Origin of the sequence: Mesorhizobium escarrei (assembly GCF_935825525.1) — a bacterium.
Taxonomy (GTDB): Bacteria; Pseudomonadota; Alphaproteobacteria; order Rhizobiales; family Rhizobiaceae; genus Mesorhizobium; species Mesorhizobium escarrei.
In genome coordinates this window covers 136,831-159,973 of record NZ_CAKXZT010000001.1, presented here as the reverse complement: position 1 = coordinate 159,973, position 23,143 = coordinate 136,831, and the positions used below count along the sequence as shown (strand labels likewise).

The following is a 23,143-nucleotide window of genomic DNA, read 5'->3' as shown; positions in this document are numbered from 1 at the left end:
ACTCGATGGACCAACTCGCCCCCACCGAGAAATATTCGCCCTTCCGTTTTTTCTCGGCGGAGCAATGGTCGCAGTTCCGCGCCGATACGCCGATGACGCTCGGCGAGGACGAGGTCCGTCGCCTGCGTTCGCTCAACGACCCGGTCGACCTCGAAGAGGTCAAGCGCATCTATCTTTCGCTGTCCCGGCTGTTGTCGGCCCATGTGGAGGCGAGCCAGCTTCTCTTCAGGCAGCGCCAGGCCTTCTTCAACGCGATGGATGTCGTCAAAACGCCCTTCATCATCGGCATTGCCGGCTCCGTCGCGGTCGGCAAATCGACAACGGCTCGCGTGCTCAAGGAATTGCTGGCGCGCTGGCCGTCGAGCCCCAAGGTCGATCTGATCACCACAGACGGCTTCCTGCTTCCCAACGAAATCCTGCGCCGCAACAATCTGATGGAACGCAAGGGCTTTCCCGACAGCTATGACGTCGGCGCCCTGCTGCGTTTCCTGTCGGGCATCAAATCGGCGCAGCGCAATGTCCGCGCACCGGTCTATTCGCACCTGACCTACGACGTCGTTCCCGGCGAGTTCCAGACTATCGACCGGCCCGACATATTGATCTTCGAAGGCATCAACGTGCTGCAGCCGGGCAAGCTGCCGAAAGACGGCAAGATCGTGCCTTTCCTGTCGGATTTCTTTGACTTCGCCATCTATATCGATGCCGAAGAGGAACTGATCCATCAATGGTACATCGCCCGCTTCATGCGGCTGCGCGAGACCGCCTTCCGCGATCCGGACTCCTTCTTCCACCGCTATTCGCAACTTTCGCAAGCAGCGGCCCGCGCCATCGCCGAAGGCCTGTGGGCCAACATCAATCTGAAGAATCTGCGCGAGAACATCCTGCCGACGAGAGCCCGCGCCGATCTCATCCTGCGCAAGGGTGCCAATCATCTGGTCGAGGAAGTGGCGCTCCGGAAGCTGTAACCAAGCGGTTAACGGCGCTTTAATGCATGTCGCGCAAAAGTGTGCAGCGGTTTGCGATAACGACATGCATAAAAGCAACAACCTGAAGCGCGTCGCATGAGGCCGGTCAAACGCGACGCGCTTTAGGCAGTGCGCGCTATCGTTCGATTGCAAATTCCAGAGCATTTATAGGGAGCAGCCGGTGATCAATATGCCTGCATTGCGCCGGCTTGACATTTCCGCCTGGCGCGGAACGCGCGCTCCGCGCCGGCTTCTCAAATTCGCCTCGGTAGGACTTGCGGCCACAGTCCTCTATGCGCTTTGTGCCTGCCTCTTCACCAGTGCCGGGTCAAGATACCTGTCACCGGCCACAGCCTCCGTCTCCGCCTATGCGGTCGCGGCAATATTCTCCTATCTCGGCCACAAATTCTTCACCTTCATGTCGGCGGGCTCGCATCAATTCGAAGCGCCGCGTTTCGCCGTGCTCACCGGTTTCGGTCTTGCCGCCGCATATCTCCTTCCGATGCTCCTCGTCGGGCAGTTCGGCCTGCCGGTCGCGATTCCGATCCTGCTCACCTGTATTCTCATCCCGGTGGTCAACTTTGTCGTTCTTGAACGCTGGATTTTTTCCCACCGTGCAGCGGCGGGCCTGGGCCGTGACACGAAGCGGGTGCCGGTTTTGGGAAAGTCCGATGCCTGAAAAAAGTGACAGAGCGGCGATACGGCTCGACTTGAAAGTCCGCCGCTCTAGCCAGGATTGGTCACCCGCCGCAGCGTCAGGTTGATCCGCCCGCCATTCCTGAGCAGTGCCGAGGTCGACGGATAGATACGGTCGACGCCGTGGAAACAGAGACGGCCTTCACCGCCAAGCACGACGACGTCGCCGCTCTTCAGCCTGAACGATTTGGTGCCGCCTTGGCGCGTGCTCTGGCCGACCCTGAACAGGCAATCGTCGCCCAGTGAAACGGAGACGACCGGCGCGGAGAAATCGATCTCGTCGCGGTCCTGATGAAGGCCCATCTTCGCGTCGGGCGAATAGAAATTGACCAGGCAAGCCTCCGGCGGATGGGGATAGGCAGACACCTCGCGCCACAGCTCCAGCAGCACGTCCGGGATCGGCGGCCAGGGCGTTCCGGTTACCGGGTGCGTCGGCTGGTAGCGATAGCCGTGCTCCTTGTCGGTGACCCAGCCAAGCGAACCGCAATTGGTCATGCGCACGCTCATCTCCTTGCCGGTGCGCGGCATCGCCGGCACGAACAGCGGAGCCTCCTGCACGACCTGCCTCACATCCTCGACCAGCGCTTCCTGCACGGCGCGGGACAGATAGCCGGGCATGTGGCGGACGCCTTTGGGCAGGACGAGCATGGTCGCTTGATCCGTTGGTCTGCAAACAACCAGAATGCCACCATCGAATGAAAACGGCGACCCGAAAGCCGCCGTTTTCGATTGGCCGTACCCGATCTGGTTAGGCCCGATCTGGTCAGGCCTGATCGAGGTCCGGGATGCGCAGAACCTGCCCCGGATAGATCTTGTCGGGGTCGGTCAGCATCGGCTTGTTGGCCTCGAAAATGATCATGTTCTTCGCACCCTTGCCCTTGCCATAGCTCTTTTCGGCGATCTTCCAGAGATTGTCGCCTTTCTTGACCGTGTAGAAGGTCGGTTCCTTGGCCGGGGCTGCGGGCGTGCCGGCCTCGGGTGCGGCGACCTGCAATTCATCCGCCTGCACTTTGGACACGCCGAGCGTGTTGCCCACGGCGATGACGGCCTTTTCGAAGATCGACTGATCCTTGACTACGCCTTTCAGCACAGCCGTATCGCCCTTGACGTCGACTTCCACATTGTCGGTGCCGAGCGCGTGCGAATCGAGTTCCTTCTTCAGCGTATCGGCGGTCGGCTCCGGCTCATCGTCGCCGAAGCCGAGCTTCTTGCCGACGCCCTTGACGAAATCAAACATGCCCATCTGCGGTCTCCTTGCTGTACGAATAGCGAACTTGCCACCTGCAACCTCGAATTGGAAGCGGTCTCGACCGTGATCGATGTCGCGCCTGCCGCATCGGCCCAAAACTCGGAATCGGTTTTTCGAAAAGCACGATGCGTGGCTGAAAAGAATGTCAGAGCGCACCTTGTGCGTCCAGGTGGACGCGCGTCAATCGTCGTCCACCCGACCGCGCAGCTTCTTGATTGTGCCGCGCCCAGCCTTGCTCTTCAGCCGCCTTTCGACCGCGCCTTTCGAAGGCCTCGTCTTCTTGCGCGGCGGCGGCGGCGGTTCGGCGGCCCTGGCGATCAGTTCGGCAAGCCGCGCCCGGGCGTCCGCCCGGTTCTGCTCTTGCGTGCGGAAGCGTCCGGCCTCGATGACGATGACGCCGTCCTTGGTGGCGCGCTGGCCGGCCAGCTTTATGGTTCGCGCGCGGACGCGCTCCGACAGGCCCGGCGCATTCGCCGCATCGAAGCGCAATTGCACCGCCGTCGCCACCTTGTTGACGTTCTGGCCGCCGGGGCCGGACGAGCGGATGAAGTCCTCGTGCAGGTCATCCGGATGGATCACCGCATCGTCGGCAATGATGATCTTGTCGTCGGCGTTCATGCCGCAGTCATGGCGCGGCGAACGAAAAAAGAAAAGGCCCGAACGCCGGGTCGGGCCTTCTCCCGGGTCGGGCCCTCCCGATCCCGATCCTGGGTCGGGCCTTCCAGGCGCAGCGGCTACTTACTCCGCGGCTTCGCGCATGCGCGGCGCGGCGCCGAGCACGATGGCGTCGACATGAGGTTCGAATTTTTCGAAATTGATGGCGAACATGCCGACCAGCTTCGCCGCCTGCAGGTCATAGGCTGAGGTATCGGCCCATGTCGATCTTGGATCGAGAATGGCACGGTCGACGCCCGCGACCGCCACCGGCACCTCGAAACCAAAATTGGCGTCGGTCCGGTAATCGGCCCCTTTCAGCGAGCCGTCGAGCGCCGCGGCAAGCAGCGCCCGCGTCGCCTTGATCGGCATTCGCTTGCCGGTGCCGTAGGCGCCGCCGGTCCAGCCGGTGTTGACCAGCCAGCAATCGACACCGTGCTGGGCGATCAGCTCGCGCAGCAGATTGCCGTATTCCGACGGATGGCGCGGCATGAACGGTGCGCCGAAACAGGTCGAAAACGTCGCTTCGGGTTCGGTGACGCCCTTTTCGGTCCCTGCCACCTTGGCGGTGTAGCCGGAGAGGAAATGATACATCGCTTGCGCCGGGGTCAGCCGGGCGATCGGCGGCATCACGCCGAATGCGTCGGCGGTCAGCATGATGATGTTTTTCGGGTGACCGGCGCGGCCTGTCTTGCTGGCGTTGGGGATGAAGTGGAGCGGATAGGCGCAGCGCGTGTTTTCAGTGAGATTGCCGTCGTCAAAATCCGGCACGCGGCCCGCGTCGAGCACCACATTCTCCAGCACCGTGCCGAAGCGTTGGGTGGTGGCGAAGATCTCCGGCTCGGCTTCGGCCGAGAGCTTTATCGTCTTGGCATAGCAGCCGCCTTCGAAGTTGAAGATACCATGCGGACCCCAGCCGTGCTCGTCGTCGCCGACCAGCGTGCGCGATGGATCGGCCGACAGCGTCGTCTTGCCGGTTCCCGAGAGGCCGAAGAAGATGGCCGCGTCTCCGCCGGCGCCTTCATTGGCCGAACAATGCATCGGCATCACTCCCTTCGCCGGCAACAGATAGTTGAGCACGGTGAACACCGATTTTTTCATTTCGCCGGCATAGGAGGTGCCGCCGATCAGCACGATCAGGCGCGAGAGATCGACGGCGATCACCGTTCCGGCTCGGGTGCCGTGGCGGACGGGATCGGCACGGAACGACGGCAGGTCGATGATCGTCAACTCGGGCACGAAATGCTCGAGTTCGGCGGCTTTCGGGCGAATGAGCAGATTGCGGATGAACAAGGAGTGCCAGGCAAGCTCCGTGACGACCCTGGTGGTCAGCTTCAAATCCTCATCGGCGCCGCCGACCAGGTCCTGCACATAAAGGTCTTTTTCTGCCGCATGGGCGCAAAAATCCGCGAGCAGCGTGTCGAACTGGGCCGGCGAAATCGCCTTGTTGTTGTCCCACCATACATGCGGCCCGGTGGTCTCGTCGTGTACGACGAATTTGTCCTTGGGCGAGCGGCCGGTATGCTGCCCGGTCTCGGCGACGAGCGCGCCATGCGCGGTAAGCCGGGCTTCGCCGCGGCGGATCGCTTCCTCGTAAAGGACGGCCTCGCCGAAATTATAGCGCACCGCGCCGGTGGTATTCAGGCCGATCCGGTCGATCGCCCATGCGGGATTGCGTTTGCCGGCTTCCGACATGAGGGTTCCTTCTTCGATTGCAGCATCCTGGCCGGCGAACTTCCGGAGCCCCCACGACGGAGACTGTAACGGTCAGAACCAGAAAAGCCAAATGATATCAAATATTTAATCGATTTAAACATTTTGAAAGTTGTTTAAATCGTTTATATATGCGAAAAATCAGGCGGTTGCCCAAAGGATTGGCGGTCTATATCGGTCCAATCCATGTTGAGGTGAGATTGTGGCCGCCGGCATGCCGCTCGTGACAGCGGACGAAGCCTGTGCCACATTTTGTACCTAATTTGTCCTGCAAAAGCCCCTTCTCGACCAAAGAAGGGACAGCTCATGAGGGAGCCACTTGAAATGGCAACAATCGCGCTTGTCGATGACGACCGCAACATTCTGACTTCGGTGTCGATCGCCCTCGAATCGGAGGGGTATCGCGTCGAAACCTATACGGATGGGGCGTCGGCGCTGGAAGGTCTGGCGGCGCGCCCGCCGAATCTCGCCATTCTCGACATCAAGATGCCGCGCATGGACGGCATGGAGCTTCTGCGCCGGATGCGCCAGAAATCCGACCTGCCGGTGATCTTCCTGACGTCCAAGGACGACGAGATCGATGAGCTTTTCGGCCTCAAGATGGGCGCCGACGACTTTATCCGCAAACCCTTCTCGCAGCGTCTTCTGGTCGAGCGGGTTCGCGCCGTGCTGCGCCGTGCCAGCGCCCGCGAGGCGTCGGCCAAGACGCCCAACCAGCAGGCCCGTTCGCTTGAGCGCGGCCAGCTTGTTATGGACCAGGAGCGCCACACCTGCACCTGGAAAGGCGAGCCGGTGACGCTTACCGTCACCGAATTCCTGATCCTGCATTCTCTGGCCCAACGCCCCGGTGTGGTAAAAAGCCGTGATGCGCTGATGGATTCGGCCTATGATGAGCAGGTCTATGTCGATGACCGCACCATCGACAGTCACATCAAGCGGCTTCGCAAGAAGTTCAAGGCCGTCGATGATGACTTCGAGATGATCGAAACCCTTTACGGAGTCGGATATCGGTTCCGCGAAGCTTGAATTGATGCATGTCGCCCAAAAGTGGTCCCGGTTTTGGGACAACGACATGCTCAAAACCTAATGCATGTCGCCCAAAAGTGGTCCCGGTTTTGGGGCAACGACATGCATCAAACTAAAGATGAGCCGGGGGCTGCTATTCGATGGCAGTGGACGTAGAGCGAGTGAGACGGACGGGCGCCCGGCGCCCGTCGCGGATTCTGCCGGCATTCCTGTCGAGGATCACGGTGCCAATGCGCCGCTTCCTCGGCCACCATATCTTTTCCAGCCTGACGCGGCGCATTCTCTTCCTCAACCTCGCCGGCCTGGCCGTCCTGGTCACCGGCATCCTCTACCTCAACACGTTTCGCGACGGGCTGATCGATGCCCGCGTCGAGAGCCTGATGACCCAGGGCGAGATCATCGCCGGCGCGATCGCGGCATCGGCGACGGTCGAGACCGATTCGATCAGCATCGATCCGGAAAAGCTGCTTGAACTGCAGGCCGGCGAAAGCCTGGGCCCCGGCTCCGATCAGCTCGACAATCTGGACTTTCCGATCAATCCGGAGCGCGTCGCGCCGGTGCTCAGGCGGTTGATTTCGCCGACGCGGACGCGCGCCCGGATCTATGACCGCGACGCCAATCTGCTGCTCGATTCGCGCCACCTCTATTCGCGCGGCCAGATCCTTCGCTACGATCTGCCGCCGACCGACAAGGAAGAGCCCGATCTTCTCGAGCGAATCCAGAAATTCGTCTTCGACTTCTTCCGCAACACCGCGCTGCCGGTCTACCATGAGCAGCCGGGCGGCAACGGCGCTGCATTTCCCGAGGTGGTCAAGGCGCTTACCGGCAGCCCGTCGACCATCGTGCGGATCTCCGAACAGGGCGAGCAGATTGTTTCGGTCGCCGTGCCGATCCAGCGCTTCCGCGCCGTCCTCGGCGTGCTGATGCTGTCGACGGAAGGCGGCGACATCGACAAGATCGTCGCGGCCGAGCGCAAGGCGATCCTGCGCGTCTTCGGCATCGCCGCCCTTGTCACCGCCATCCTGTCAATGCTGCTTGCTTCGACCATCGCCAACCCGCTGCGCCGGCTGTCGGCGGCGGCGGTCAGGGTGCGGCGCGGCGTCAAGAATCGCGAGGAAATCCCGGACTTCTCCGATCGGCAGGACGAGATCGGCAATCTGTCGATCGCTGTGCGCGACATGACCAATGCGCTCTACGCCCGCATCGAGGCGATCGAAAGTTTCGCGGCTGACGTCTCGCACGAATTGAAGAACCCGCTGACCTCGCTGCGCAGCGCCGTAGAGACCCTGCCTCTGGCTAAGAACGCCGCCTCGCGCGCCCGGCTGATGGAGATCATCCAGCACGACGTCAGGCGGCTGGACCGTCTCATTACCGACATTTCCGATGCCTCCCGCCTTGACGCCGAGCTGGCACGGGAAGACGCAGGAACCGTGGATCTCAAGAAATTCATCACGGATCTGGTCGACGTTTCGCGCACGGCCACGCGCAACAAGAAGACGGTCGACATCGAGTTCAACGCCGCCAAACTGCCGCAGGGCGTCAAAGGCTACTTCGTCGCCGGCCATGATTTGCGGATCGGCCAGGTCATCACCAATCTGATCGAGAATGCCCGCTCCTTCGTTCCTGAGGAGCGCGGCTACATCGCCATATCGCTGGCGCGCGCCGGCAAGGTCAACATCGTCACCGTCGACGACAATGGTCCCGGTATAAGGGCCGACAACATCGACCGCATCTTCGAACGCTTCTACACTGACCGGCCGGCCGGCGAGGCGTTCGGCCAGAACTCGGGTCTTGGCCTGTCGATCAGCAGGCAGATCGTCGAAGCCCATGGCGGCACGCTGACCGCCGAGAACATCCCGGGCACCAAACCCGGCGAGATCAAGGGCGCGCGTTTCGTCGTGACACTGCCGGCGGAAGGCTAGCGCATGATCCCGAAAAGTGGGAACCGGTTTTCGGAGGAGATCATACGTAAACCAATAGGCATGATCCCGAACCGAAGGTCCGCGCGGCGAAAAGTGGGAACCGGTTTTCGGACGAGATCATGCGTAAACCAAACAGCCATGATCCCGAACCGCAGGTCCGCGCAGCGAAAAATGGGGACCGGTTTTTTCGGGCACGATAATGCCTGATCCGACTGTGCAGGCTGAGAACATTCACGGCACGGGGATCCTGATCGGCGAGCGTGGTGTTCTCATCACGGGACCGTCCGGCTCGGGCAAGTCGACGCTGGCGCTCGCCCTCATCGATCATTGCCGCCAACGTGGATTGTTTTCGCGGCTGATTGGTGACGACAGGCTCCTCGCTGCTGATCACGCGGGGCGGCTGGTCTGCCGGGTGCCCGCTCCCATCGCCGGCCTCGCCGAGGTGCCCGGATTCGGCCCGCGGCCATTGTCGTTCGAGCCCGGCGGCGTGATCGACCTTTGCGTCCGGCTGGTCCCGGCAAGCGAAATGGACCGCTTCCAGGAAGATACCAGCGAGCCCATCGCGGGCTGTCCGGTGCCGCGTATCGATCTTGCCGAACGCAATGTTCCGGCGGCCTTGCCGGCCGTGATGGCGCGGCTGTCAATTGCGCCTTTCGTATGATCCGATTTCGAATTGTTGCTGCAATGCGTCAAAATGGCCTGTGCCTGTGCAATTTTGGGCTTGTCAACGCGCCTCGCGTCGACAAGATAGCGCTCCCGCCGCCTGAAAAGGCCGGCGAGCATGAAACGCCTATGACGCGGCGATGACGGGAGCCACCAAAGAATGATCGGACTCGTGCTAGTAACGCACGGTCAACTGGCCGCCGAATTCCGCCATGCCGTGGAACATGTCGTCGGGCCACAAGACAGTTTCGAAACCGTGGCGATCGGCGCCGATGACGATATGGAGCAGCGCCGCAGCGACATCATCGACGCCGTTGCCCGTGTCGACACGGGAGCGGGCGTCATCGTCTTGACAGACATGTTCGGCGGCACGCCTTCCAATCTCGCAATTTCGGTGATGGAATCCGGTCGTACCGAGGTCATTGCCGGCATGAACCTGCCGATGCTGATCAAGCTGTCCAGCATTCGCAAGGGCGACAATATGAGCGCAGCGCTGGACGAGGCGCAGGCGGCCGGCCGCAAATACATCAATGTCGCCAGCCAGCTTCTGAGCAGCAAATGAACGCCCTGTCGGCCAACAAGGGTGACATCGTCCGGGAATTTCCAATCGTCAACCAGCGTGGCCTGCATGCCCGCGCCTCGGCAAAGTTCGTTCAGGTCGCCAGCGGCTTCGACGCCTCCGTCCAGGTCGAGAAGGACGGCGTGACGGTTGGTGGCACCTCGATCATGGGCCTCATGATGCTGGCGGCAAGCCCCGGCTATTCGATCCGTGTCACCGCCAGCGGCCCGGAGGCCGAGCAGGTGATCGACGCGCTGGAGCAACTGGTCGCCTCCCGCTTCGGGGAAGAGTCCTGACGCCTGGAGCGCCGCGCGTCCGTTGGACGCGCAAAAGACGCTCACATCAAGCACTTTGAATTTGCGCATCATGCTTCCGAAAATCAGTTCCGATTTCGCGCCGGCGCGCCTCCGAAGACATGCACGGATAAAGATTTCTTTATATCCCATTGTCGTCCGACCGACGATCTGCTAGTCAGGCCGGCAATTCGCGCCCTTCGACACGCCTTTCCGGCGCGGGCGCATCCCGAAGACAATTCTTGATCGGAGCACTGCCATGACGGGTAGCAATGACTATGTGGTCGCCGACATCTCGCTTGCCGGCTGGGGCCGCAAGGAGATCGAGATCGCCGAAACCGAAATGCCGGGCCTGATGGCCTGCCGCGAAGAATTCGGCAAGGCGCAGCCACTCAAGGGCGCGCGCATCACCGGCTCGCTGCATATGACCATCCAGACGGCGGTGCTGATCGAAACGCTGAAGGCGCTCGGCGCCGAAATCCGCTGGGCCTCCTGCAACATCTTCTCGACCCAGGACCATGCTGCCGCGGCCATCGCCGAGGCCGGCATTCCGGTCTTCGCCGTCAAGGGCGAGACGCTCGATGACTACTGGGTCTACACCGACAAGATATTCCAGTGGGCCGATGGCGGCACCTCCAACATGATCCTCGATGATGGCGGCGACGCCACCATGTATATCCTGATCGGCGCGCGCGCCGAAGCCGGCGAGGATGTGCTGTCCGATCCGGGCAGCGAGGAGGAAGAAATCCTTTTTGCCCAGATCAAGAAGCGGATGGCGGCATCGCCCGGTTTCTTCACCAGGCAGAAGGAAGCGATCCGCGGCGTCACCGAAGAGACGACGACCGGCGTCAACCGGCTTTATCAGTTGCAGAAGAAGGGGCTGCTGCCGTTCCCGGCGATCAACGTCAACGATAGCGTGACCAAGTCGAAATTCGACAACAAATATGGCTGCAAGGAATCGCTGGTCGACGGCATTCGCCGCGGCACCGACACGATGATGGCCGGCAAGGTTGCGGTCGTCTGCGGCTATGGCGACGTGGGCAAGGGCTCTTCGGCGTCGCTCAAGGGCGCCGGCGCCCGCGTCAAGGTCACCGAGGTCGATCCGATCTGCGCATTGCAGGCGGCGATGGACGGCTTCGAAGTCGTCACCCTCGAAGATGCCGCCCCGACCGCCGACATCATCATCACCACCACCGGCAACAAGGATGTCGTCACCATCGACCATATGCGGGCGATGAAGGACATGGTGATCGTCGGCAATATCGGCCACTTCGACAACGAGATACAGGTGGCGTCGCTGCGCAACCTGAAGTGGACCAACATCAAGCCACAGGTCGACATGATCACCTTCCCGGACGGCAAGCGCATGATCCTTTTGTCGGAAGGCCGCCTGCTCAATCTCGGCAACGCCACCGGCCACCCGAGCTTCGTCATGTCGGCGTCCTTCACCAACCAGGTGCTGGCCCAGATCGAGCTGTACAGCAAGCCTGGCCAGTATCAGAACCAGGTCTATGTCCTGCCGAAGCACCTCGATGAAAAAGTCGCGCGCCTGCATCTCGACAAGCTTGGCGCCCGGCTTACCGAATTGTCCAGCGAGCAGGCCGCCTATATCGGCGTGACCCCGCAGGGACCGTTCAAGCCGGAACACTACCGCTATTAACCATAGCTGAAATTACCACCAGATATTGAGGCCGGGCGATTGACTTTCGCCCGGCTTTATTTTTGCGCCGATTGATTCTTCACGCCGATTCGCGCAAGCGCTATGGTGCTGATTCGCGGGGTTCGGGGTCGAGGGCCGACACCCGCATCAGGGCGGTCTTGCATTCAGGCGGCGAAGAGGACCAGGACATGCCGGGGGATTACCCGCCTTGCGCGGGACAGGCCGTTTCCGGCGGCCACAACGATTCGGTGACCACGGGTTCCGCTGCCAGTGGCGGAAGCCTCTTATGGCGCGCCGGCGCCCGCGTCGGAAAATTGCTTGCCTCTTCCGCGCTCGCCGGCCCGCTGCTTGGCCTTTCCGCACATGCTGGACCCGCTGCTGCGTCCCCCGCGGCTGCGTCCAAAGCCGGGCTGTCGGTCAGCACGGTCGAGGTCATGCAACTCGCCATGTTTGTCGGCGTCATGGGCGCGGCACTTGTCTCGGCCATTTTCCTGATCCGCGAACGGGCGCGCACCTCGGCGCAGAATGGCGAACTCAGGGCCCGCTTGGCCGACGTCAACGCTGCGCTGCAGCGCTCTGAGGCGCTGCTCAACCTGCGCGACCAGCGTGTCGTCGTATGGGCCTCGGAAAACAAGAAGCCCGAGCTCGTCGGGACATTGCCGGTTGAAAGCGGCGCTCCGGAAGACCGTGCCGCCTTCCTCGCCTTCGGCCGTTGGCTGATGCCACGCTCGGCGGCGGCGCTCGAGAATGCCGTGGCGGGACTGCGGGAAAAGGCGAGGCCGTTCGACCTCGTCATCGAATCGCAGGCCGGTGCGCCGCTCGAAGTGCACGGGCGCAAGAGCGCAGCACACGTGGTCGTCCGCTTCGTCTCGCTTTCTGAAACGCAGCGAAGCGAGGCCAGGCTGAAAATCGAAAACCAGCGCCTTGCCGCCGACTATGACACCATGCTCGGCCTTTTCAACGCACTCAGCATGCCAGCCTGGCTGCGCTCGGCGGATGGGCGGCTGAAATGGGTCAACCGCGCCTATGCCAGGGCGGTCGAGGCGGAAAACCCCGAAGCTGCGGTTCGCGACACGAAGGAATTCCTGGGCGGCCAGGCGCGCGACGCGATCGCCGCGCAGCACAAGTCGCATCCCGTCTTTGAGCAGGCGCTTTCCACTGTGATCGAAGGCGACCGCCGCATGTTCGCCGTGACCGACTTCGCCGGCGCGGACGGCTCGGCGGGTCTCGCCTGCGACACCAGCGCCATCGAAACGATCCGTAGCGAATATGAGCGGACGGTGCGCAGCCATGCCGACACGCTCGACCAGCTCAACACCGCCGTTGCGATTTTCGATACCGACGAGAAACTGCGGTTTTTCAACCAGGCGTTCCAGAAACTATGGGGTCTCGACAGCGGCTTCCTGCACAGCGCTCCGGACAACGCCTTGTTGCTCGACCGGCTGCGCAGCGAAGGCAAGATCGCCGAGCAGCCCGAATGGCGGCGCTGGAAGGAAAGCCTGCTTGGCGCCTATCGCGCGGTCGAGTCGCAGGAGCATTGGTGGCATTTGCCGGACGGCAAGACCATCCGCGTCGTCGCCAACCCGCAGCCCAAAGGCGGCGTCACCTGGGTGTTCGAGAACCTGACCGAGAAGATGGACCTTGAAAGCCGCTACCAGACCGCGGTGCGGGTCCAGGGCGAGACGCTCGACAATCTTGCCGAAGGCGTGGCCGTGTTCGGCCCCGACGGCAGGCTCAGATTGTCGAACCCGGCATTCGCAGCACTTTGGGGGCTGGACGCCGACGCCGCCAGGCCCAACGTTCACGTCTCCACGATCCGCGATCTTTGCGACCGCGGCGCCGCCGACAGTCCCTGGGGCGGGTTCGTTGCCGCCATCACCGGTTTCGACGACGAGCGCCGTGACCGCCACGGCCAGACCGAGCTGAACAACGGCACCGTGCTGCGCTACGCGATGATCCCGCTGCCCAACGGCCAGGTGATGATGACCTTCGTCGACGTCACCGACAGCGTCAATGTCGAGCGGGCGCTGAAGGACAAGAACGAGGCACTGGAAAAATCCGACCAGCTCAAGAACGAGTTCGTGCAGCACGTCTCCTACGAGCTGCGCTCGCCGCTGACCAACATCATCGGCTTCACCGAGCTGCTTTCGCTGCCCTCGACCGGGCCATTGAACCAGAAGCAGCGCGAATATGTCGAGCATGTCAGCTCGTCTTCTTCGGTCCTGCTCACCATCGTCAACGACATCCTTGACCTGGCGACCGTGGATGCCGGCATCATGGAACTCGATATCTCCGAAGTTCACGTCGACCGGACCATCGCTGCCGCTGCCGAGCTTGTTGCCGACCGGCTGGAGGAGCATGCGATCAGGCTCAAGATCGATGCGGCCACTGCGCCAAAGACGTTCCACGGCGACGAAATCCGCATCCGCCAGATCCTCTACAATCTGCTGAGCAATGCCGCGAACTACGCGCCCGAGGCGAGCACCATCACGCTCGCCTGCCGCTCGCTTGGTGAGGGCGTGGAATTCTCCGTTCACGACGATGGTCCCGGCATGCCGCCAGACCTGCTCGATTCGGTGTTCCGCCGTTTCGAACCGCGCAGCAATGGCGGCCGCCGGCGCGGCCCCGGCCTCGGCCTGTCGATCGTCAAGAGCTTTGTCGAGCTGCATGGCGGCAGTGTCCGGATCGAGACCGGCAAGGACATGGGCACTACCGTCATTTGTGCCTTTCCTGACACGCCGTCCGGCATCCGCGCGGCGGCCGAGTAGCGCGCTTGATGGCAGGCATGGTGCTGGAGCGTTTTCTCGCCGACGAGGCTGCGACCGCAAGGTTGGGCGAGGATCTGGCCATGTCGCTGCGCCCCGGCGATGTGCTGGCCCTCAAAGGCGATCTCGGCGCCGGCAAGTCGAGTTTGGCGCGGGCGCTGATCAGGGCAATGGCCGACGATGCCGGTCTCGACGTGCCGAGCCCGACCTTCACGCTCGTCCAGAGCTATGAGGCGCGCGTTCCCGTCCATCATTTCGACCTCTATCGCCTGTCCTCGGCGTCCGAACTGGACGAACTGGGTTTCGACGAGGCGCTGGCGCAAGGCGCTGCCCTGGTCGAATGGCCGGAGCGGGCAGAGGCCTATTTGCCAAAGACTTCAGTGCTGATCGAACTCGTCCATCAGGACGACGGACGCCTGGCGAGAATGTCCGGACAAGGCGCTGCCTTCGAGCGCGCGGCGCGCTCGCTGGCCATGCGCGATTTTCTGGAAACAGCCGCCTGGGGCGAAGCGCAGAGACGCTATTTTATCGGCGACGCCTCGGCCCGCTCCTATGAGATCGTCTCGCTGGCCGGCCTGCCGCCGCGCGTGTTGATGAACTCGCCGCGGCTGGTGCTCGGGCCGCCGGTCCGCGACGGCAAGCCCTATGCGGTGATCGCCCACACCGCACAATCCGTCGCGGCCTTCGTCGCCATCGATCGGGCATTGCGGGCCGGCGGCGTCAGCGCCCCGGAAATCCACGCGCAGGACCTGAACCAGGGCCTTCTTCTCCTGGAGCATCTCGGCTCGGAGGGATTTCTCGGCCAGCACGGTCAGCCGCTGGCGGAGCGCTACGCGGCGGCGGCCGAACTGCTTGCCATGATGCACGGCAAGACGTGGCCCGATCGCATCGAGGCCGCGCCCGGCGTCATTCACGAAGTGCCGCCTTTCGACCGCGACGCCATGATGATCGAAGCCGAATTGCTGCTCGACTGGTATGTGCCGGCGATCACAGGCGGCCCGGCAAGCGATGCCTTGCGCGCCGGCTATGCCAAGGAATGGAACGCGGCCCTCGACCGGTTGGAGGGGCGCGAATACACGCTCATGCTGCGCGACTTTCATTCGCCGAACATCATCTGGCGCGGCAATCGTTCCGGTCACGATCGCCTCGGCATCGTCGATGTCCAGGACGCGCTGATCGGCCCGTCGGCCTATGATCTCGCCTCTCTCGCCATGGATGCCCGGGTTACGATCTCGCCTGAGATCGAACGGCGGACGCTCGACGCCTACATCGCTGCGCGTCATAAGGCCGGCGCTTTTGACGAGGATGAATTCGTCGAGACCTATGCGATCATGGCGGCGCAGCGCAATTCGAAGATCCTCGGCATTTTCGTCCGGCTCGAAAAGCGCGACGGCAAGCCCTATTATCTAAAACACCTGCCGCGCATTCGCGATTATCTTCGGCGGGCGCTGGCGCATCCGGCACTGGCCGGCCTGCGGGATTTCTATACCGCCCACGGGCTGCTGGAGGAGCGGCCGCTGTGACGACACGCCCCAAAACCGCAATGGTGCTTGCCGCCGGGCTGGGAAAGCGCATGCGGCCAATCACCGACACAATGCCGAAACCGCTGGTCAGAATATCAGGCAAGACGTTGCTCGACTGGAGCCTGGACAGCCTGGCTCGTGCCGGCGTCGACAAGGCCATCGTCAACGTCCATTATTTTCCCGAGCAGATCGTCTCCCACGTCGCCGCGCGCCGCGCGCCGCGGGTGGTTATTTCCGACGAAAGCGAAAGACTGCTCGATTCCGCCGGCGGTATCGTCCAAGCTTTGCCAGAACTGGGAGGGGCTCCCTTCTACATCATCAACGCCGACACTTTCTGGATCGACAGCGGCGTGCCCAACCTTGCCCGCCTCGCCCTTGCGTGGGACACGGCGAAAATGGATATTCTGCTGATGCTTGCAGATCTCCAGTCAGCAACCGGACACAGCGGCGGCACGGATTTCCTGATGTCGCCGGACGGCGCCTTGCGGCGTTCGAAAGGCGATCCGACAGGCCTGATCTATGCCGGCGCGGCGATCGTCCATCCCAGGCTTTTTAGGGATGCGCCGGCCGGCCCACACTCGCTCAACGCGTATTTCGATGCGGCCATCGCAGCCGGCCGCCTGTTCGGCATGCCGATGCACGGCCAATGGATCACCGTCGGCACGCCCGACGCCATTCCGCTTGCGGAAGCGGCCGTCGCTGCCGCTCTTGCTGGGTCGCCCGGCACTCTTGCCGAGTTGACCAGCCCCTTCACCGAGTTCAAATGAGCGGCTCCCGCCGCGTTTTCTCGATCCCGCCCGGAGCGCCGTTTCTGCCGACGCTGGCCGAGGCCTTGCTGTCAGGGCGGCTCGTTCCCGGTTTCCGCTTCGACGGCGACCCGCTGGCGCTGGCCGACGCCACCATCTACGTGCCGACGCGCCGCGCCGCGCGGGCGCTGCGCGGCGTCTTCATCGACCGTCTGGGCAGCCGCTCGGCGATCCTGCCGGTCATCCGCCCGCTCGGCGAGTTCGACGAGGACGAGGTCGCGTTCGAGGCCGACGCATCGGCCGCCATCGACCTCGCGCCGCCGATCGCCGCGATCGAGCGCCTGCTGCTGCTGGCGCCGCTGGTGCGCGCCTGGAAACGCCGCCTGCCGGCGCATGTCGCGGCACTTTTCGACGAGGAGATCGTCGTGCCGGCGTCGGCCGCCGACGCCATCTGGCTGGCGCGCGACCTGGCCCGGCTGATGGACGAGATCGAGACGGAAGGCACCGACTGGACCAGGCTCGCCGAACTGGTGACCGGCAACCTCGCCGGCTGGTGGCAAGTGACGCTCGACTTCCTGAGCATCGTCACCGAAAACTGGCCGAATCTTCTCGAGGAACGCAATCGCTCCAACCCGGCCGCCCATCGCAATGCGCTGATAAGGCTGGAGGCGGCGCGGCTGAAGCGCAATCCGCCGACGGGGCCGGTGATCGCCGCCGGCTCCACCGGGTCGATTCCTGCCACCGCCGAACTGCTTGCGGTGGTCGCCGGCCTGCCCAGCGGCGCGGTCGTGCTGCCCGGCCTCGACCTGATGCTGGATGAGCCGTCATTCCAGGCAATTGCGGTGCGCGGCGCGCGACCGGCCTTGCTTGGCCACCCGCAATACGGCCTGGCAAAACTGATCGGCAAGATCGGCGTGCTGCGCGGCGATGTCGAGGAGATCGCCGTTGCCGAAAGGCCGCTCGCGCTGCGCGCCGCACTTGTCGGCGAGGCGCTGCGGCCGGCGGAGACCACCGAGCTGTGGGCGCAGACGCGCGCCCGCTTTACTACAGGCGATATCATCGAGGCCTTCGCCGACGTGACGCTACTCGAAGCCGCCGGCGAGCGCGACGAAGCCGTGGCGATCGCCGTCGCGCTCAAACGCGCCGTCGAGCAGCCCGGCCAGCGCGCCGCGCTCGTCACCGGCGACCGCGCCCTGGCGCGGCGCGTTTCGGTCGAGCTGTTGCGCTTTGGTGTCGTCGCCGACGATTCGGGCGGCACCGCGCTCATCAATACGCCTGCTGCCGGCCTGCTCAGACTGGCGCTTCAGGCGGCGTTCCGCCCCGGCGATCCCGTGGCCCTGCTGTCGCTGCTCAAGCACCCGCTGCTTGGCCTCGGTCTGGAACGCACAAGCGTCCGTCACGCGGCGGAGATCGCAGAACTGGTGGCGCTGCGCGGCGGTACCGGCCGCCCCGACATCGCCTCGCTGCCGGAACTCTTCGAGGCCCGTCTCACCGGTCTGGGCGATACCCGCCCGCCGTTCTGGTTCGCCCGCCTGACTGTGCGAAGCATCGAGCGCGCCCGCGAACTGCTCGTCCGCCTTGCTGCTGCGCTGGCGCCGCTGATCGCCTTCCGCAGTCAAGCCGAAGCCGATCTTGCCGAGCTGACCCGGGCCAGCGTCGTCGCGCTCGAAAGTCTGGGCCGCACTGCGGATGGCAGCTTGACCGAACTCTATGCTGGCGACGCCGGTGAAAAGCTCGCCGAGCTCTTGCGCGGCCTGATCGCTGCCTCGGCGTCGTTCTCCTTCGCGCCGGACGAATGGCCCGACGTGATGGAGGCGCTGATCGCACCCGAGACCGTCAAGCCGGCACAAGGCACCGACAGGAACATCGCCATCTGGGGTGCGCTGGAAGCCCGGTTGCAGAACGTCGACACGCTGGTCATTGGCGGGCTCAATGAAGGCGTGTGGCCGCGCAAACCGGAAAGCGACCGCTTCATGTCGCGGCTGATGAAGACCGGCATCGACCTCGAGCCGCCCGAACGGCGCATTGGCCTGGCCGCCCATGATTTCCAGATGGCGATGGGGGCGAAGAAAGTGGTGCTGGCTCGCTCCGCCCGCTCCGGCGACGCGCCGGCGGTGCCGTCGCGCTGGCTGCAGCGCCTCCTGACCTTCATCGGCGAGGACCATGCGGCGGTGCTTCGCCGGCGTGGTGATGAATTCCTGTCCTGGGCCCGTGCGCTCGATGCCGGCGAACGAAGAGACTTCGCGCCGCGGCCGCAGCCGAAGCCGCCGCTGGCTGTGCGGCCGCAACATTTCTCGGTCACCGAGATCGAAACGCTGCGCCGCGATCCATACGCGATCTATGCCAGGAGGATCCTCCGCCTGATGCCGCTCGACCCGGTCATCCGCGACCCCGGCGCTGCCGAACGCGGCACGCTGTTTCACGCCATCCTGCATCTTTTTTCGCGGACCGTGGCCGATCCGCTTGTGCCGGAGGCGCTGGACCGTCTGATCGCCGCCGGCCGCGCATGCTTTGCCGAGGCGGCCCTTCCTCCCGATGTCGAGGCGGTGTGGTGGCCGCGCTTCGAAAAGCTCACCGCCGGCATCATCGAATGGGAGCGTGGCCGCGCCTTCGCCGTGACCATGCGGCACGCCGAGGAGCGCGCCGAAAAAACCGAAGTCGGCCAGTCCGACGTGACGCTGTCCGGCTATGCCGATCGCGTCGATCTCCTGGCCGGCGGCATGGCCGACATCCTGGATTACAAGACCGGCTCCTCGCCGTCCAAGGCGCAGGCCCATACGTTGCTTTCGCCGCAACTGGCGCTCGAAGCCGCGCTGCTCAGGCGCGGCGCCTTCAAGGGGCTTGGCGCGCGCGAGCCGTCGCAACTGGCCTTCATCAGGCTGAAGCCGAACGGCGAGGTGTTCGAGGAATCCATCCTCGAATACAACCACAAGCTGCGAACCGCCGCAGACCTTGCCGAGGAGGCGTGGGCGCGGCTCGAACAACTGCTGATCCACTATGCCGACCCGACGACTTTCTATCTGTCGCGCGCGCTGCCGTTCCGCGAGGGTGAGACCGACGGCGACTACGACCATCTCGCCCGCGTGCTCGAATGGTCTGCCGGCGGCGACGCCGACGACGAGGGAGGGGAGGCATGAAGAAGGCCTATCCGATCCCGACCGATACCGCCGCCAGCCAGGCAAGCGCCTCAGATCCGCAAAATTCCGCCTGGGTGTCGGCCAATGCCGGATCGGGCAAGACCCATGTGCTGGCCCAGCGCGTCATCCGGCTTTTGCTGCGCGGCACCGATCCGTCGAAGATCCTGTGCCTGACCTACACACGCGCCGCCGCCGCCAACATGTCCAACCGGGTGTTTTCGACATTGTCGGAATGGACGGCGCTTGCCGACGTCGAACTGGCGGCAAGGGTAGAAGCATTGGACGGTCGCCAGCCCGATCGCGAAACCATGCGCCGCGCCCGCCGGCTGTTCGCCGAAGCGCTGGAGACGCCCGGCGGGCTGAAGATCCAGACCATCCACGCCTTCTGTGAATCGGTGCTGCACCAGTTCCCGCTGGAAGCCAATATACCGGCCCATTTCGAAATGCTCGATCCGCAGATGGAGGCGTCGCTCTTCGCCGCCGCCCGCCGTGACATGATCTCGGGCACGGCCGCCGGCGATGCGGGGCTGGCCGAGGCTTTCGCCACCATCCTGGAACGCGGCGGCGAACATGGGCTTGACGCGTTGCTGGCCGAGATCGTGCGCAAGCGCGACGGTCTGCGCGCCTTCATCGCTGCTGCCGGTGGCGATGGCTTCCGGGCGCTGTTCGACGAGTTCAAGTTTCGCGTCGGCCAGACCGCCGAAGGCCTGGCGGCGTCCGTCTGGCCGCTGCCGGGCTTCCTGCCGGACTATTTCATCACCTTTGCCGCTGCTGCTGAAGCCGCCGACGCTCGCCTCGTGCTCAACAACGTTCTGCCCTATGCGCGTCTTGCCTTCGCCGAGGATGATCCGGTTCGCCGGCTGCATCTGCTGGTAAAAGCCTTCCTGCGAACCGATGGCGAGCCTTATGAGCCGAAAAAGACGTTCAAGAAGTTGCTCGACCGGCTGCCGGATCTTGCCGAGCGCTATCTGTCAGCTGCCGATGCCATCCTCGAAAGCTCCGATCGATTGGCCTTGTTCAGGATGCTGGAGGGCACATGTGCGGCGCTGACCATCGCCGACTGGCTGATCGCCCGCTACGAGCACTTGAAGCGCGCCCGCGGCTTCCTCGATTTCAACGACCTTATCACCCGAACGGTCAATCTTCTGGCGCGGCCCGACGCCGGCCCTTGGGTGCAATACAAGCTCGACCAGGGCATCGACCACATCCTGCTCGATGAGGCGCAGGACACCAGTCCCGACCAGTGGGAGGTGGTGAAGCGGCTGGCCGAGGAGTTCTTTGCCGGGCTCGGCGCACGCGACAATGTTCACCGTACGGTGTTTGCCGTCGGCGACGAAAAACAGTCGATCTATTCCTTTCAGGGAGCGGCGCCCGACTCCTTCGCCGACTCAAGGCTGCTGTTTTCCGGAAAAGTGCGCGACGCCAACGTCGCCTTCGCCGATCTCAAGCTGACCTGGTCGTTCCGCTCGACCGAGGACGTGCTTGCGGCAGTGGACCGTGTCTTTGCCGACCCGATCGTGCGGCGCGGCATCAGCCACGATCCCGACCCGCTGAGCCATAAGGCGATCCGCAGCGATGCGCCGGGCTATGTCGAGGTCTGGCCGTCGATCGGCGCCGACGTCGTCGATGAACCCGACGACTGGACGCAAGCCGTCGACCACGCCCATGCGCCGGCGGTGCGTGTTGCTGAAAACGTGACGGCGACTATTGCCGGCTGGATCGGCTCCGGCGAGATCATCGAAGGCCGCGGCAAGAAGCTTCGGCCCGGCGACGTGCTGGTGCTGGTGCGCAAGCGCGATCGTTTCGTCCATGCGCTGACACGCGCGCTGAAGCGACGCGACATCCCGGTCGCCGGCGCCGACCGCCTCAGCCTGCCCGGCCATATCGCGGTGAAGGACCTGATCGCGCTCGGTCACTTTCTCGTCCAGCCCGAAGACGATCTGTCGCTCGCCGCCGTGCTGCGCAGCCCGATTTTCGACGTCTCGGAAGAGATGCTTTTCGCGCTTGCCGGCGAGCGGCCGTCCGGCCTCTCGCTGATCGCGTCGCTCAGGCAGCATGCCGGTGAAAGCGCTGCCTTGGCCGCAATCGCTGCCCAGCTCGACACATGGTCCGATGAAGCCGCATTCAGGCCGGTGTTCGAGTTCTATGCGGGGGCTCTCGCCCGCGATGGCTTGCGCAAGAAAATGATAGCGCGGCTCGGGCCGGAAGCCGGCGACATCCTCGACGAATTCCTGAGCTTCTGCCTGGCCGAGGAACGGACCGGCCTGCCGGGGCTGGAATCATTCCTGTCGACGCTGGAAAATGCCGGCCCCGAGATCAAGCGCGAAATGGACCAGGCCCGCGATGAGGTTCGCGTCATGACCGTGCATGCGGCCAAGGGCCTGGAGGCGCCTGTCGTGTTCCTCGTCGATGGTGGCTCGGCGCCGTTCAGCGACCAGCATCTGCCGCGACTGATGCCGTTCGATGGCTCGGGCCAATACTGGGACGGCAAGGGCTATCTCTGGCGTTCGGCCAGCGATGTCGCCAATGGCTTTTCGCGGGCCGCTTCGGTCCGCGCGCGCGAACTGGCCGACGACGAATACCGCCGGCTGCTCTATGTCGGCATGACCCGCGCCGAGGACCGGCTGATCGTCTGCGGCTATCACGGCAAGCGGGCGCCGAATACCGGCACCTGGCATTCGATCGTCAGCCGCGCGCTGGTCGGCGCGCCCGAAAGCATCGAGCGGCAGCACCCCGCCACCGGCGAGACAGTGCATCGTTTTCACGTGACAAATTTGCCGCCGGTCGCGCAAGTGGCCGCCGAAGCGGCGCGGCAGGCGCAACAGTTCGAGCCGTTGCCAAACACCCTGTTCCAGCCCTTGCCGCCCTTCGAGGATCTGCCGCGGCCACTGTCGCCGTCCGGCGCCTCGGCGCTGATCGACGAGACCAGGCAGGCCGTGGTCAACACCGGCTCGACGGTGCTGGACGCTGAGAAGGAGCCCGGCTTTGCGGTGATGCGGGGGCTGGCGCTGCACAAATTGCTGCAGATGCTGCCCGGCATTGCCGAGGCCGAACGCCGGGATGCCGCGGAGCGCTACCTCAAGCGCGCTGGCGCACAATGGCCTGAAACCGAGCGCGACAAGGCCTTGGCTTCGGTGGCGGCCATCCTTGCCGACAGCCGCTTCGATCAGCTGTTTGCGCCGAATTCACGCGCTGAGGTCGCGGTCATGGGCAGCCTGGAGGTCAAGGGCAAGCTGCGCTCGATCTCCGGCAAGATCGACCGGCTGGCGGTCACATCAGGCAGGGTGTCGATCGTCGATTACAAGACCAACCGGCCGGCGCCAGCAGCGCTGGCGGACGTTCCATCGGCCTATGTCCTGCAGATCGCGCTCTATCGCGCGCTGCTCCAGCCGCTTTATCCCGGGCATCAGGTCTCGGCGGCGCTGCTGTTCACTGAAGCGCCGCGACTGATCGAGCTGCCGCCGGCGGCGATGGACGACGCCCTTGCCCGACTCACGGGAGCGTGACACAACAGCTGCTTGAAGACGGGCGCGATCACCACCACATTTGGTTCGACAATAACTCTCGAAAGG

At 63.9% G+C, this 23,143-nt stretch carries 17 protein-coding genes; 13 read left to right on the top strand and 4 right to left on the bottom strand.

The window, feature by feature from the left end:
• The first annotated feature begins 5 nt into the window (after positions 1–5).
• Positions 6–965: a type I pantothenate kinase gene (gene coaA, locus NMG80_RS00735; protein WP_128182569.1), complete on the top strand. Its 960-nt coding sequence runs from the start codon at positions 6–8 to the stop codon at positions 963–965.
• Positions 966–1,155: 190 nt separating this feature from the next.
• Positions 1,156–1,644 carry a GtrA family protein gene (locus tag NMG80_RS00730; RefSeq protein WP_254016374.1) on the top strand — a complete coding sequence of 163 codons (489 nt, stop codon included), beginning with the start codon at positions 1,156–1,158 and terminating at the stop codon, positions 1,642–1,644.
• A 47-nt stretch (positions 1,645–1,691) separates the two neighbouring features.
• Here the strand turns inward: NMG80_RS00730 and NMG80_RS00725 are convergent, their stop codons facing one another.
• The 4 genes from NMG80_RS00725 to NMG80_RS00710 form a co-directional block, all read right to left on the bottom strand.
• A complete protein-coding gene (locus NMG80_RS00725; RefSeq protein WP_254016348.1) occupies positions 1,692–2,309 on the bottom strand; it encodes an alpha-ketoglutarate-dependent dioxygenase AlkB in 618 nt (205 codons plus the stop codon).
• 115 nt (positions 2,310–2,424) lie between these two features.
• Positions 2,425–2,904, bottom strand: a complete 480-nt coding sequence (gene lysM / locus NMG80_RS00720) for a peptidoglycan-binding protein LysM (protein WP_254016347.1) — start codon at positions 2,902–2,904, stop codon at positions 2,425–2,427.
• Between the two features lie 186 nt (positions 2,905–3,090).
• Entirely contained in the window at positions 3,091–3,528 is a 438-nt protein-coding gene (gene arfB, locus NMG80_RS00715; RefSeq protein ID WP_254016346.1) for an alternative ribosome rescue aminoacyl-tRNA hydrolase ArfB, read from the bottom strand.
• Positions 3,529–3,648: 120 nt separating this feature from the next.
• The gene (locus NMG80_RS00710; RefSeq protein WP_254016345.1) at positions 3,649–5,259 is read right to left on the bottom strand and encodes a phosphoenolpyruvate carboxykinase; all 1,611 of its coding nucleotides are present in this window, start codon (positions 5,257–5,259) and stop codon (positions 3,649–3,651) included.
• A 342-nt stretch (positions 5,260–5,601) separates the two neighbouring features.
• Between NMG80_RS00710 and NMG80_RS00705 the strand changes: the two genes are divergently transcribed.
• The 11 genes from NMG80_RS00705 to addA all read left to right on the top strand — a co-directional run bounded on the left by NMG80_RS00705 (position 5,602) and on the right by addA (position 23,077).
• On the top strand, positions 5,602–6,303 hold the full coding sequence (locus NMG80_RS00705; RefSeq protein WP_023796909.1) for a response regulator transcription factor: 702 nt from the start codon (positions 5,602–5,604) through the stop codon (positions 6,301–6,303).
• Between the two features lie 140 nt (positions 6,304–6,443).
• Complete coding sequence (locus tag NMG80_RS00700) at positions 6,444–8,225, top strand: sensor histidine kinase (RefSeq protein ID WP_301942103.1); 1,782 nt, start codon at positions 6,444–6,446, stop codon at positions 8,223–8,225.
• Positions 8,226–8,424: 199 nt separating this feature from the next.
• Positions 8,425–8,886, top strand: coding sequence for an HPr kinase/phosphorylase (locus NMG80_RS00695; protein ID WP_254016343.1), 462 nt, complete (start codon positions 8,425–8,427; stop codon positions 8,884–8,886).
• Between the two features lie 162 nt (positions 8,887–9,048).
• Positions 9,049–9,450 (top strand): PTS sugar transporter subunit IIA, encoded by a 402-nt coding sequence (locus tag NMG80_RS00690; protein WP_027152037.1) that lies wholly within the window; start codon positions 9,049–9,051, stop codon positions 9,448–9,450.
• Positions 9,447–9,743, top strand: coding sequence for an HPr family phosphocarrier protein (locus NMG80_RS00685; RefSeq protein WP_254016342.1), 297 nt, complete (start codon positions 9,447–9,449; stop codon positions 9,741–9,743). Before NMG80_RS00690 ends, NMG80_RS00685 begins: the two co-directional genes overlap by 4 nt.
• A 256-nt stretch (positions 9,744–9,999) precedes the next feature.
• Positions 10,000–11,400, top strand: a complete 1,401-nt coding sequence (gene ahcY, locus NMG80_RS00680; RefSeq protein ID WP_254016341.1) for an adenosylhomocysteinase — start codon at positions 10,000–10,002, stop codon at positions 11,398–11,400.
• A gap of 188 nt (positions 11,401–11,588) precedes the next feature.
• Positions 11,589–14,168, top strand: coding sequence for a sensor histidine kinase (locus tag NMG80_RS00675; RefSeq protein ID WP_254016340.1), 2,580 nt, complete (start codon positions 11,589–11,591; stop codon positions 14,166–14,168).
• A gap of 8 nt (positions 14,169–14,176) precedes the next feature.
• Complete coding sequence (gene tsaE / locus NMG80_RS00670; protein ID WP_254016373.1) at positions 14,177–15,688, top strand: tRNA (adenosine(37)-N6)-threonylcarbamoyltransferase complex ATPase subunit type 1 TsaE; 1,512 nt, start codon at positions 14,177–14,179, stop codon at positions 15,686–15,688.
• Positions 15,685–16,455 (top strand): nucleotidyltransferase family protein, encoded by a 771-nt coding sequence (locus tag NMG80_RS00665; protein ID WP_254016339.1) that lies wholly within the window; start codon positions 15,685–15,687, stop codon positions 16,453–16,455. Before tsaE ends, NMG80_RS00665 begins: the two co-directional genes overlap by 4 nt.
• The gene (gene addB / locus NMG80_RS00660) at positions 16,452–19,571 is read left to right on the top strand and encodes a double-strand break repair protein AddB (protein WP_254016338.1); all 3,120 of its coding nucleotides are present in this window, start codon (positions 16,452–16,454) and stop codon (positions 19,569–19,571) included. The genes NMG80_RS00665 and addB overlap by 4 nt, the downstream gene beginning before the upstream one ends.
• Positions 19,568–23,077, top strand: a complete 3,510-nt coding sequence (gene addA, locus NMG80_RS00655) for a double-strand break repair helicase AddA (protein WP_254016337.1) — start codon at positions 19,568–19,570, stop codon at positions 23,075–23,077. The genes addB and addA overlap by 4 nt, the downstream gene beginning before the upstream one ends.
• The last annotated feature ends 66 nt before the right edge of the window (positions 23,078–23,143 follow it).